Origin of the sequence: Fastidiosipila sp., assembly GCA_012511175.1 — a bacterium.
Classification (GTDB): Bacteria; Bacillota; Clostridia; order Saccharofermentanales; family DTU023; genus UBA4923.
Genome location: JAAZGO010000026.1, coordinates 1 through 13,112 on the forward strand (window position 1 = coordinate 1; position 13,112 = coordinate 13,112).

Below are 13,112 nucleotides of genomic sequence, written 5' to 3' on the forward strand. Positions count from 1 at the left end.
GATCCTCTCATCCATCGCGCTGGAGCTATAGCACAACAACTATCTGCATCCCCTAAAACCCCCGAAAGCCCTGCGACTACGAAGGTCCGCAGGGCTTTCCTCTCTCATAACTGTAAAACTCGGGGCGGTTTTCCATGGCCTGCCTCCTTTTTTACTGCTGCTGATTTACTATATCACGATCCATCCGGCCCCGCCTTCCTGCCCTCCCCGCCCCCCTCTTGCCGGGCCTTTCCATTCCGGCCCTTGTGCTATAATTTCCTAAAGGCTGAAACGGAAATCGCTCATTCCGTCAATCATCATTAGAGGGAGTTACCTATGGAAGTTGGGAAAAGTACGAAGCGCGTCGATGCTTACGACAAGGCGACCGGCCGCGCGAAATACACGGATGATCTCTGTCCCAAGAACGCTTATGTATCGCGGATTCTCCATTCGACCATTGCGCATGGCCGGGTGCTGAAAATCGACACAGCTGAAGCTGAGAAAATTGATGGTGTCGTCAAGATTCTCACCTGTTTCGATGCCCCCGATTATTTGTGGTCTCCGGCAGGGCACCCGTGGACAACCGATCCGTCCAAACAGGACATCGCAGACCGCAAGATCCTTCACGAGCACGTCCGTTATTATGGCGACGAGGTTGCCGTGGTCATCGCCAGGGACTATGTCGCGGCGGACCGTGCTATACGAGCCATCAAAGTTGAATACGAAGAATACCCCTTCGTCCTCGATCCTCTCGAAGCCAAAAAAGAGGGCGCTCCAATCCTCCACGAGGAGCGGCCTGACAATGTGCTTGGACACAGTCGCATCACCATCGGAGATTACGAGGAAGCCATTAAGGAGCCCGGCCTGGTCAAGGTCGAGGGCTGGTACCACACGCCAACGGTTCAGCACGCCCATATCGAAAACCATGTGGCCTATGCCTACATGGAACAGGGCGGCCGGATCACCGTTGTTTCTTCAACCCAGATCCCCCACCTGATCCGGCGGATCGTGGGTCAGGCCCTGGGCATGCCCTGGGGCAAGATCCGGATCATCAAGCCTTACATCGGCGGGGGTTTCGGCAACAAACAGGACGCCCTTTACGAGCCCCTGGTGGCCTGGATGACCACCCAGGTGGGCGGGCATCCGGTCAAATTTGATACAACCCGCGAGGAGACTTTTTTCAGCAACCGGGTCCGGCACGCCATCCACGCCCACATCATCTCCTGGCTGCGGCCTGACGGAACCATCGTGGCCAGAAAGGCTGAACTTTTCTCAGACAACGGTGCTTACGCCTCCCACGGGCACGGTGTGCTCCAAAAGGGAATGGGCGCCTACCCGCAGCTTTACCCGGTCGACAATTTTGTCGCAGACGGCTGGACCATGTACACCAACAAGCCGGCTGCCGGCGCCATGCGCGCCTACGGCATCCCCCAGGCCATGTTCCAGCTGGAAAGCCACACCGACGACATCGTCAATCAGCTCAAACTGGATCCTTACGAGTTCCGCAGCAAGAACTGCATGCCCGTCGGTTACTATGACAATTTTTCGAAAAACGAGCTTTACCATGACAGCCTGAGGCAGACCATGGACAAGGCCCGCGAAATGATGGACTACGACCGCAAGCGCGAGCTTTACAAGAACCAGACCGGACCCGTCCGCCGGGGCATCGGCATGGCCCTTTTCTGGTACAACACGGCGGTCTGGCCGATCAGTATCGAAACGTCCACCTGCCGCATGATCCTGAACCAGGATGGCTCACTGAACGTCATGACGGGGGAAACGGAAATCGGCCAGGGCTTTGATACCGTCTTTGCCCAGATGGCCTCCGAGGCCACGGGGATCCCGGTTGAAAACGTCCATGTCTTCACCAACCAGGACACTGATGTCACGCCCTACGGTTCGGGGGCTTACGGCTCGCGCCAGACCTATGTCAGCAGCTTTGCCATCGCCCAGACCGGTCAGATTCTGCGTGAAAAGATTCTCAACCACGCCCATTCACTGACCCGGATGCCGCCTGACATCCTGGATCTGGTCGACGGCAATATTGTCCGCAAGACCGATGGCAGGACGCTGATGTCGCTGGGGGATCTGGTCACCGACATTCTCTATGACTTCAAGCTGAGCGACGCCGTTTCTGCTGAGAGCACCTATTCGGTCAACAGCAACGCCTACTCCTTTGGCGTGTCCATCGCCGAAGTCGAAGTGGATATTCCCCTTTGCAAGGTCAAGCTGCTGGATATCGTCAACGTGCATGACTGCGGACGGCTGATCAACCCGGCCCTGGCAGAGGGCCAGGTACATGGCGGCATGAGTATGGGCATCGGTTACGGGCTTTTTGAGAATCTTCTGGTGGATGACAAGACCGGCCGGGTCCTCAATGACAACCTGCTTGACTACAAGCTGCCGACCACCATGGATCACCCCGATCTGAGGGCGGGATTTATAGAGAATGCCGAACCGACCAGCCCCTTTGGAACCAAAGCGCTGGGCGAGCCTCCGGCCTGCTCACCCGCCCCGGCCATCCGCAATGCCGTCTTGCAGGCAACGGGTGTCGCGGTCAACTCCATCCCCATGTCACCTCACCAGTTGTTCAAAGATTTCTCTGCGGCAGGCCTTCTGGGAACGGAAGAGGAGCGCCAGATGCGGCGCAAAGCCTACGAGGAACTGAAGGATACGGTCATCCATGTCACCGACGAAGCCGAAACGGCGACTCCCGTCGAGACGAAGAGTCCCGAATTGCAGCCGCGCGGCAAAGAGTAAATGAGGAGAGTATATGTACGATATTAACCACCTTTACGAAGCGACTTCAGTCGAACACGCGGTTCAGTTGCGCGTCGAGCAGCCGAAAGCCAAGGTCATCAGCGGAGGATCCGACATTCTGATCAGTATCCGGTCCGGTGAACTGGCCGGCTGCGACCTGATCAGCCTTTACGGGCTTGATCAGCTGCGCGGGGTGTCGGCCGACGACGACGGCACCCTCCGAATCGGCTCGCTGACAAGTTTTTCAGACCTGGCAGAAGATCCTCTTATCAGGGAGTGCATCCCGGTTCTGGGCGAGGCAGCCGGCACTGTTGGAGGCCCGCAAATCCGCAATATCGGAACCATCGGGGGCAACACATGCAATGGTGTCACCTCGGCGGATACCGCCTCCACCCTTCTGGCCCATGACGCCATCATGGAATTGACCGGCAGCCAGGGTATCAGGCTGGTCCCCCTGACCGAGTTTTATCTCGGTGTCAAAAAGGTGGACCTGGCCCCCGATGAAATCGCGACCGCCATCCTGATCCGCCCCGAGCATTACAAGGGCTATCACGGCGCCTACTTCAAGTACGCCATGCGGGACGCCATGGACATCGCGACAAGTGGCTGCTCCGTCAACGTTAAGCTGAGTGATGACAAGAAGACCATTGAAGACGCCCGGATCAGTTACGGCGTCGCGGGCCCTGTCCCCCTGAGGACGCGAACGGCTGAGCAGGCTGTCAAGGGTAAAGCGGTTTCGGTGGACACCATCGAAGCGTTTGCGGCAGGGGCTCTCGAAGACGTCAATCCGAGAACCAGCTGGCGCGCGACCAGAGAGTTCCGCCTGCATATTCAGGGAGAACTGGCGCGCCGCTGCCTTGTCGAATCGATCCGGCGTGCAGGAGGTAAGGTGTAATGAGCAGTGTTCAGTACAAACAAATCACTTTCGTTTTGAACGGAAAGAATGTCAGTGCTTCAGTCGATGTACGCGAATCCCTGGCCGACATGCTCCGTGTTGATTTTGGCATGACCTCGGTCAAAAAGGGATGTGAGGCTGGTGAATGCGGGGCCTGCACGGTTCTTATCGATGGCAAGCCCTACGATTCATGCATCTTCCTGGCCGCCTGGATCGATGGCAAAGAGGTGCAGACCCTGGAAGGCCTGATGGATGAGAACGGTGAAATTTCCGATATTCAGCAAGCTTTCATTGACGAAGCAGCCATCCAGTGTGGCTTTTGCACCCCCGGATTCATCATGTCGGCAGAGCACCTGCTGCGCCAGGGCAAGCATTACACGCGCGAAGAAATCCGCCGGGGCCTGGCCGGCAACATGTGCCGCTGCACCGGCTACCAGAACATCATCAACGCTGTCGAAAAAACCATGGACAAGCGGCTGAAAGAAACGGAAGCGGGCACGTAGCCCGCTTCCGTTCGAAAATACGGCAACCAAAAACGGGCTCCCTTCGGGCCCGTTTTTGGTTAGTTACCGTACCCTGCGTAGATCTGTGTCCAATAGTATTTGTAGACAGAATCGGGATCGTGGTAACAGGCGACCCCGATTTCTGTGTACTTAGGATTGAGGAGGTTCTTACGATGCCCTTCCGAGTTCATCCAGGCATTGACAACATTGGCCGGCGTCCGCTGGCCTGCCGCCAGGTTTTCGCCTGCACAGGCGTACTTGATTCTGATGGCGGTGACCCAACGTGTGCCGTCGGGCCGTTCGTGAGAAAACTTGTCGACGATTTCAAGGGCCCTGACCGCGGCTGAAGAGCGAAGCGATTGATTCATGGTCACCGGGCCCGCTCCGTTTGCCTCCCGCTCAATATTGACCAGCCGGACGACTTCAGACTCAAAGTCGGCGCAATAATAACCCTTCAGCGCAGTTGCCGCGGTAGTTGTTGGCTCGGTCGTCGCGGGTTGAACACTTGTCGTCGTCGTGGGCTGGACGCTTGTCGTCGTTGTGGGCGGCGCACTTGTCGTCGTTGTAGTGGGCTGGGCAGAAACAGCCGTCGTCTCCTTCGGTGTCGTCGCAGCAGGCTGGCTCTTTGCAGCCGTCGTGGTTGTTGTCTTTTTGGTCTCTTCCCTTCTCGATGGCAGTGTTGGAGCCGTGGCCGTGCTTTCCTCAGCCGGACGGGCAGGCTCCCCACCTGCTGCTTTTGTCTCTGCGGGACTTGTCTGCCTGGTTAATCTCTTTTTTTCCGAGTCCAATTCATTTGAAATGCCTGATCCACTGGCAGGTTCCAGGTGTTTCAAATCAAACTTGTTGAGGTATGGCCCCGCACCCGTCTTACGCTCCGTCATTCGCCGGCTGACCGCCAGGTGCATCCCCCAGTCATCGGACGGCTGTTTGGCCACTCCCCGTGCAGCAACCCCGACCGTCTGATTGACCAGGTTGGCTAGCAAGAGAACCAGCACTGCGATTAGGATGGGTTTCTTCATCTTCCGTCTTCCTGAAGAACTATCTTGGTAGTTCTTATGATTTGCTTAGGTCAGCCAATTCGTACGATAATAGTACTAACTAATTATTAGTATGTCAATAGGTATTTCAGTATATTTTCAGAATTTTTGGAGATATTTCATCAGATTTGCAGGTTATTTATACAAAATTCTCAAAAATTCGAATATCCGGCCTTCATTTTTGATCCCTTGATCCTGCTGTTTTCCGTATTATAATCAACCAAAGGAGAATAATTTATGACCAGACCAAATAATACCTTGAGGCTCATCCAGGAGCGCAGCAGCATCCGCGCCTACACAGATCAGCCGTTGTCCCCGGCAGAAACGGAAGAATTAAAAAAGGCGGCCCTGGCTGCGCCCACAGCTCGCGATCGCCAGCAGCTCCGCTACTCTTTTATTACTGATCAGTCAATCATCGCGGCCATGGATCAACGTATTTTCCATTTCTGCGATCCCGAAATGAAGGCCATCATGGCGGGCAGGCAGTCTGACAGTTTTTTTTACGGAGCTCCGCTTGCCGTCGTCATCAGTGCCAGGGACACGCCCTGGGTTGACATCGATGCCGGAATCGCCGTCCAGACTCTGGCGCTTGCCGCCCAGTCCATGGGCCTTTCGAGCGTCATCCTCGGAATGCCCCGTCTGGCATTCAGGGCAGATGATCCACAAAACTGCCGGGCGCTTCTCCGCATGGAAGAAGAAGAGCGCTTTTGCATTGCGATTGCCCTTGGCCATGGCGCAAGGACCAAAGAGCCGCACCAGCAGCATCCTGAACATATTCGCGTCTTTGATTAGAGGCTTCTCATATTGAAGGTTATATAAGGAGGGTGCGCCGCATCCTCTTTTTTAGGGAAGGCTTCGTGTTAAGATGAAACATCCGGGTTAACCGGACGGAGGTTACTTATGAACTGGGCTTTCTGGCCAATCCTTGCCATGGCGATTTCCCTTGGCGCTTTCGCAATCGGGTACTCTTTTTATCGTTCCATCAGAAAATTGCCGAGCGCCAATGAGGAAATTGACCGCTTCGGAAATCTGATCCGGAACGGAGCCATGGCTTTTCTCAGGACGGAAAATCGGGTATTGAGCCGCTTCGTCCTGGTAACCGCGGCCCTGATTATCCTCTTCATCCCGCCCATCTGGCAGGCAAATTCGCTTATCAACAACCTGGCCATGGGACTTTGCTATATTTTCGGCGCCGTTTTCTCGGGCATGGCAGGCTATGTCGGCATGCGGGTGGCCACCGTGGCCAACGTGAAGACGGCCTCCGCCGCAGAGCGCGGTTTGACCCAAGCCTACCGGGCCGGCTTTCGAGGCGGCGCTGTCATGGGCCTGGCCATTGTGGGGAGCTGCCTGCTGGGTTCTTCCCTTGTCTATCTGGTTTTTCCCAACAACCCCAACTTCCTTCTGGCTTTCAGCTTCGGGGCCAGCTCCCTGGCACTTTTCGCCAAGGCTGGAGGCGGCATTTTTACCAAAACAGCCGATATCGCCGCCGACCTGACGGGGAAGGTAGAACTGGGCATCCCGGAGGATGACCCGAGAAATCCTGCCGTTATCGCCGACAATGTCGGCGACAATGTCGGCGATGTGGCCGGCATGGGAGCCGATCTTTTCGATTCCAATGTGGCCGCCATCGCCGCCGCACTGATCCTGGCTCTCGACCTCGACCAGATTCCCTTTATCTTCATGACCTCCGCCATGGGCCTTTTGGCTTCCATGGCGGGCGTCTTTGTTTCCAATGTCAAGGAAAAGGGAAGCCCCGGCCGGGCGCTCAACCGCGGCACCTACTTTACCACCGGCCTCTTTTTCATCCTCACCCTGCTTTGCAGCTTGTTTTTCAACTTTGAAATCCGCCTGTGGGGGGCTGCCATGGTCGGCCTTCTGGCCGGCACAGTCATCGGTTTCTCTTCTGAATTCTTCACCTCGGATGAGGGCAGGCGCGTCAAGGCCGTGGCCCGCATTTCCCAGCAAGGTCCCGCTTTCACCATTCTCTCCGGCTTCAGCAACGGCCTTTTGTCCAGCTTTCCCTCCCTGATTGGCATCGGGGGCGCCGCACTTGCCGCTTACAAGATTTGTGAACCCCTGGGCCCTGACTACGCTGTTTTCGGGATTGCGCTGTCGGCTGTTGGCATGCTGTCCATTATCGGGCTGATTACGGCCAACGACGCCTACGGACCCATCGTTGACAATGCGCGCGGTTTAAGTGAGATGAGCGGCCTTGGTGAAGAAGTTCTCCATGTGACCGATGAACTGGACGCGGCCGGCAACACAGCCAAGGCCATCACCAAAGGTTTTTCGATCGGGGCGGCAGGCCTGACGGTCATCGCCCTCCTGGCAGCCTACCGCGAAACCCTGACACACCTTCTGGGCACTGACCTCCTGGCAGGATTTGACATCCTGGACCCTCTGGTCTTTTTCGGCATGATTGTCGGAGTCGGGGTGCCGGCCGTCTTTTCAGCCATGCTGATGATGGGTGTCAACCGCAACGCCGACCGCATGGTCAAGGAGATTCACCGCCAGTTCGAGGAGACACCCGGCCTGAAAGAAGGCAAGGCCGGAGTTGAACCCGACTACAACCGCTGCATCGACATTGCGACGGTCGGCGCCCTTAAAGAACTTCTGCCGGCTGGCCTCATGGCCATCGGAACCACCCTGGCAGTCGGCTTTATCGGAGGCGTCACGGCAATCGCCGGTTATCTGGCCGGCAACATTATGAGCGGCGTCCTCCTTGCCCTCCTCATGAGCAACGCCGGCGGCATGTGGGACAATGCCAAAAAATACATTGAGGCGGGGCACTATGGCGGCAAGGGTTCCGAAGCGCATAAAGCCACCGTCATCGGAGACACCGTCGGCGATCCCTTCAAGGATACGGCGGGTCCGTCCATTAATACACAAATCACCGTCGTCTCTCTCGTTTCATCCCTGGCAGCGGGCTTGTTCGCCGCCTTCTCCCTCTTCGGCTAGTCGAACCTGGCCCGCCATCAGTTTCAAAGAAAGGAAGAATCATCATGCACCCTTTACAAGGAAAATGGAAAATCACAGCCCACACCTCCTTTGGGGATCTGCCCAGCGTCAATGAAATCCAGGTGGAGGGCAATACCTTCCACGGTGTCATGCACGATGAGAAGTCAGGCAAGGACTACGAGATCGTCAATGGCAAAATCGACGGCAACCGATTCACGCTTGAGACGTCCATGAGCTTTGTCGTTTTTTCAGTCACCGTCGCGCTCGAAGGCAAGCTGGCCGATGACGGCAGACACATCAGCGGCACCCTGACCGCCATGTCCAAGACAGGCACTTTCGAAGGTGAGAAGATCGAGGACTGACGGTCCCCCCGCCTAGTCCGAAATAGAATCCTCGAGCGAGAGCTGCTCCGCGTAGTCCGACTGCGGCAGCGCGGGGAGCAGATAGCTTGACTTGTACTCTTCAAACATAAGCGAGAACATCTGCTCTTTACGGAAACTCTGCAGGAAGGCATGATGATCCAGGCTGTCGCGCGACAGTTCGATCATGCTGACCGCGATGTTGGAACAGTGGTCGGCGATCCGCTCCATGCTGGTTAAAATATCCATGTAGACAAATCCCAGCTCCAGGGTGCAGCGGCCATCCTGCAGTCTTTGGATATGGCGGGCCTGCAGCTCATCGGTCAGGTCATCAATCACTTCTTCCAGCGGTTCAACATGCAGGGCCAGTTCCAGATCATCATTGACGAAAGCTTGAACCGTGGTGTCAATCAGGCGGTTGACGGCCAGGGTATAGACAGCCAGCTCATCGATGGCGGCGTCAGAGAATACGATCTGTTTCTCGCTCATCTCCCTGGCAGAATAGGCCAGGCTCAAGGCATGATCCGACATCCGCTCAAAATCACTCAGGCTCTGCATGAGCAGGGTCAGCTCGCGCTTTTCCCGGTCGGTCAGCTGACGGGCGCTGATCTGGATCATGTAGGTTCCAAGCCGGTCTTCGTACTGGTCGACCAGATCTTCCATGGCACGGCCATCGCGGTATTTTTGATTGTCAAAACGTTCAATCAGGTTGACACAGACGGCGTATTGCCGGTGGACCAAGGCAGCCATCTGGTTGACCAGCTGACGGCTTTGGCTGACGGCAAATCCCGGGGTTTCCAGAAAACGGCTGTCAAGGGCTCCGAAGACACCGGCTTCCTCGATGGGATCGAAGGCTTCCCCGGCTTTGGCAGGCGTAATCCAGGTAACGAATTTGACCAACAGATTTCTGAAAGGCAGGAAAAGCGCTGTCGCCCCGATCTTGTACGCCGAATTCAGGATGGCGATGTCGACGGGGTTGGGATTATGTGAGAGAAACTGGAAGGGACGCAGGTAATCGGTCAGATAAAAGGCTGACATGAAGACCACCGTTCCCATGACGTTGAAAAAGAGGTGGATCAGGGCAGCCCGCTTGGCATTTTTCGACGTGTTGATACTGCTGATCAGTGCCGTTACACAGGTGCCGATGTTCTGACCCATAATAATGGGAACGGCTGCGCCGTAGGTAACGGCCCCGGTCAGGGAAAAGGCCTGGAGAATCCCGATCGACGCCGAAGAGCTCTGAATGACTGCCGTCAAAACCGCGCCGACGATCAAGCCGATCCAGGGGTTGGAAAAGGCAATGAACATGCGCTGGAATGAAGGATGCTCCGAGAGGGGCATCAGGGCATTGCTCATGGTCATCATTCCGAACATGAGTATGGAAAAACCAACCAGGATCCTGCCGATGTTGCGCTTCTTCTCATCCTTGAAAAACATGACCGCCATGACGGCAAAAAGAGCGATAAGGGGAACAAAAAAGGAGGGATTCAGAATTCTGACATAGGAATTGGCAGTGCTGATGGCACCCAGACTCAGTATCCAGGCTGTCACGGTCGTCCCTATGTTGGCACCCATGATCAGACCTACTGTCTGTGACAAAGGCAGCAAGCCCGCATTGACCAGACCCACCACCATAACTGTCGTGGCCGCCGATGACTGGATGACGGCAGTGACCCCCGTTCCAAGGAGGACTGCCTTCACCGGATTTGATGTCATGCGTTCCAGCATGACTTTGAGGCGGGAGCCCGATACCAGCATCAGGCTGTCGCTCATCTCCTTCATTCCGTAAAGGAAGAGAGCCACTCCCCCGAAAAGAGCTACGACTGCAAAGATATCCATGATCACCCGGCGGGTACTAATTCCCAAAAAACCCAACCTTCGTCATTATACTCAAAAACACGGGCCCTGCGTAAAGATCCCCCGCACCAGCCCGAAATCTCCCTGATGCTATACTGGACAAGAGCTTTGACAGGAAGGAACTGCACCCATGGTGACCATTATCGGCAGTTTGAATATGGATCTTGTTGTCACGGCCGACCGGGCCCCCCAAGAGGGTGAAACAGTTCAAGGCAGCAGTTTTTCCCAGTTTCCGGGCGGCAAAGGAGCCAATCAGGCAGTCGCGGCTGCAAGGAGCGGCGCAAAAACCGTCCTGGCAGGAAGAATCGGAGACGACAGCTTCGGTGAAGCCCTGGTCCGTTCTCTGGCTCGGGATCCCATCGATACCTCTGCGATTGAAAGAATCGCCGGTGTTCCGACGGGAACAGCGGCCATCACGGTCGACAGCCGGGGTCATAACCGCATCGTGGTCGTCCCGGGGGCCAACGGTGCCTGGACGGCTTCCCATGTGGAAGCAATCCGCTCCCTGATCGCCCAATCCAATGTTCTGCTTCTCCAGCTTGAAATTCCGCTTGAAGCCGTTGCGAGGGCTGTCACAATCGCCCGGGAGGAAAATGTTTTTTGCATGGTCAATCCTGCACCTGCCTTGCCGCTGCCAGCGGATTTTTACCCTTCCATCGACCTGCTGACCCCCAATGAAAATGAACTGGGCCTTCTGTCAGGAATTACCCTGGGCGGGCCCCGTGGCTGGCGCAACGCAGCCAGGGTTTTGCTCAACCGCGGGCTCCCCGCCATTGTCGTCACACTGGGGGAAGAGGGCTCCCTTGCCATGGACGACAAAAGTGACATGCACCTGCCCGCCTACCCGGTTAAAATGGTTGATTCCACCGCGGCAGGCGACTGCTTCAACGGCACCTTGGCCGCGGAAATCGATGTCATGCTGGAGGCAAGGGGAAAAACCTGTTCGCGCACGGCCTTCACAGTCATGGAACTGGCGCCTGCCATTGACCGGGCCACCCGGGCCGCTACCATATCAGTCACGCGCCGGGGGGCACAGCCTTCGATCCCCTGGCGGGAGGAAATCGACCGCTTCGAGACGTGGTTTGAAGAACACCGCCTATGAACCAAAGAAGACCGATTATTCTTTCCTGTTCGAAAGACGGTCTGCTCATCGACTGCCTTTTCACCTACAACCGGCGGGCCTGCCGACCGCCGAAAAAAGAGACGGCAAAGAGAGAGCCGCTCTGCGATGTCATCGAGCGCGGTATCCGTGACAACTGGTCGGGCCGGTATGCCATCGACTTGCAACTGGGAGCTGCTCTGGCGGCCTTCTGCAGACAGGCAGGTACGGCCAACCCTTTCGAAGGAGCGGATTTCCTGCCCGTTGAAGTTCAGATCAAGCGGTTTGGTGAGGGTGCGCTTGTCCCTGCTCTGCTCACTTTCAAGCAATTTATCACCCGTAAAAGATCTCCTGCCCGAATCTACGTCAGGCACAGCGCTATCCTTCCCTCCCATGCGGCAAGTCCGCTCCACCGGCGGATCTGGGGAGTCTTTAAGACCGGCCAGCTCGAGAGTATAGGCTTTAATTGGAGTCCATCCCACCCCGGCTACATCACGATTACCAGCAATACAGCGCCAAGCCGTTTGCCGCAGGTCGCCGCCCACGAAGCCGGTCATCTCTTCGGCCTGGGTGATGCCTATGCTGCCTGGTACCGTTTCTTTGCCGCCGCTCCAAATACCCAAGGCTACATGATGCGGGACACCTCGCGGGTCCAGCCGGCCGAGATCGCCATGCTGCTTATGGCTCACACGACGGGCCGGATGCAATACTTCCCCCGGGTTTTTCACCTCCGGAACATCGCAAGGGGGCTTTACAGGACATTCATTCTTTCGATAGTTAAACCTTTCAGAAAACATACCGGTTAGTCAGATGAGGCGCAAGGATCCGCTGCGGACCCATGAGTTATTCGTCTGCAGCCAACCGGGGTAGTCCAAAGTGGTTTTGTCCTTCAACCGCTGTGTTATGATGGGTTATCGAACAGTTCTGAATCGGAATAATCAAGGTGAAAAAAACTGTCCTGATCATCGGCGCAAATGGGGAAATCGGAGTCGCTCTGCAGGAGCACCTTGCCCGGGATTACCGGATCATATCCTCGGATATAAATGAGAATATTCATCATTTCCCCGATTACCACCGGATAGATGCCGCAAATCGTGACGAAGTAGTTTCTTTGTTTCAGAAAGAGAAAATTGATGCCGTGGTTAACCTGGCAGGGCTCCCCGAAATGGAAGATATCCCTGGCGACGAAATGGTCGAACAGATGATCAACTGCTATTTCAAAATCCCCTATACCTTGTTAGCCGCCATGGAAAAATTTGGAGTCACCAAGTTTGTCCTTGCGAGCAGCAATCATGTGACCGGGTTTTACGAGAAAAATGGATACAGTTCCTTGGATCGGGAAATAAGAAGCGACGACTACCCGATCAGCATAAGTGTTTACGGTACCTTGAAACTGGCTGCTGAAAACCTATGCAGGAACTTTTACATCAATTGCGGCATTAACACGATCTGCCTGAGAATTGGTTCCTATCGAAGGTCAGAGGAAATTATGACTGAACGCTGGACCCGGACGATTCTCTATACCAAAGACATGGTGAGTTATTTCCGGGGAGCAATCGAGACCGATATTGGATTCGGCATCTATTATGCAGTGTCGGAGAATCCTGATAAACCGTGGTACACGGAAGACGCAAAGAGAGACCTCAAGATCTGAACAAAAAGGAG

11 protein-coding genes are annotated in these 13,112 nt (G+C 55.7%); 9 read left to right on the forward strand and 2 right to left on the reverse strand.

Translation table 11 applies throughout. The features are described from left to right. Positions 1–315 precede the first annotated feature (315 nt). From xdhA to GX839_05360, 3 genes are read left to right on the forward strand one after another with little or no spacing between them, the layout of a single operon-like run. Entirely contained in the window at positions 316–2,739 is a 2,424-nt protein-coding gene (gene xdhA, locus GX839_05350) for a xanthine dehydrogenase molybdenum-binding subunit XdhA (GenBank protein ID NLB04886.1), read from the forward strand. A 13-nt stretch (positions 2,740–2,752) separates the two neighbouring features. Further along, positions 2,753–3,634 (forward strand): xanthine dehydrogenase FAD-binding subunit XdhB, encoded by an 882-nt coding sequence (xdhB, locus tag GX839_05355; protein ID NLB04887.1) that lies wholly within the window; start codon positions 2,753–2,755, stop codon positions 3,632–3,634. After that, positions 3,634–4,137 (forward strand): (2Fe-2S)-binding protein, encoded by a 504-nt coding sequence (locus tag GX839_05360; protein NLB04888.1) that lies wholly within the window; start codon positions 3,634–3,636, stop codon positions 4,135–4,137. Before xdhB ends, GX839_05360 begins: the two co-directional genes overlap by 1 nt. A 59-nt stretch (positions 4,138–4,196) precedes the next feature. Here the strand turns inward: GX839_05360 and GX839_05365 are convergent, their stop codons facing one another. After that, positions 4,197–5,156 carry a CAP domain-containing protein gene (locus tag GX839_05365; GenBank protein NLB04889.1) on the reverse strand — a complete coding sequence of 320 codons (960 nt, stop codon included), beginning with the start codon at positions 5,154–5,156 and terminating at the stop codon, positions 4,197–4,199. A gap of 255 nt (positions 5,157–5,411) precedes the next feature. On the opposite strand from GX839_05365, the gene GX839_05370 reads away from it, so the two are divergent. From GX839_05370 to GX839_05380, 3 genes are all read left to right on the forward strand, one after another. Next, complete coding sequence (locus GX839_05370; GenBank protein ID NLB04890.1) at positions 5,412–5,966, forward strand: hypothetical protein; 555 nt, start codon at positions 5,412–5,414, stop codon at positions 5,964–5,966. Between the two features lie 108 nt (positions 5,967–6,074). Next, a complete protein-coding gene (locus GX839_05375) occupies positions 6,075–8,132 on the forward strand; it encodes a sodium-translocating pyrophosphatase (GenBank protein NLB04891.1) in 2,058 nt (685 codons plus the stop codon). Positions 8,133–8,176: 44 nt separating this feature from the next. Continuing rightward, positions 8,177–8,494 (forward strand): hypothetical protein, encoded by a 318-nt coding sequence (locus GX839_05380; protein NLB04892.1) that lies wholly within the window; start codon positions 8,177–8,179, stop codon positions 8,492–8,494. Positions 8,495–8,506: 12 nt separating this feature from the next. On the opposite strand, the gene GX839_05385 is transcribed toward GX839_05380, so the two are convergent. After that, positions 8,507–10,330, reverse strand: coding sequence for a Na/Pi cotransporter family protein (locus GX839_05385; GenBank protein NLB04893.1), 1,824 nt, complete (start codon positions 10,328–10,330; stop codon positions 8,507–8,509). Between the two features lie 148 nt (positions 10,331–10,478). Here GX839_05385 and rbsK point away from each other — a divergent pair, with 148 nt between their 5' ends. The 3 genes from rbsK (at position 10,479) to GX839_05400 (ending at position 13,101) form a co-directional block, all read left to right on the forward strand. Further along, positions 10,479–11,450, forward strand: a complete 972-nt coding sequence (gene rbsK / locus GX839_05390) for a ribokinase (GenBank protein NLB04894.1) — start codon at positions 10,479–10,481, stop codon at positions 11,448–11,450. Further along, complete coding sequence (locus GX839_05395; protein NLB04895.1) at positions 11,447–12,253, forward strand: hypothetical protein; 807 nt, start codon at positions 11,447–11,449, stop codon at positions 12,251–12,253. The genes rbsK and GX839_05395 overlap by 4 nt, the downstream gene beginning before the upstream one ends. A 137-nt stretch (positions 12,254–12,390) precedes the next feature. After that, positions 12,391–13,101: an NAD-dependent epimerase/dehydratase family protein gene (locus GX839_05400; GenBank protein ID NLB04896.1), complete on the forward strand. Its 711-nt coding sequence runs from the start codon at positions 12,391–12,393 to the stop codon at positions 13,099–13,101. Positions 13,102–13,112 lie beyond the last annotated feature (11 nt).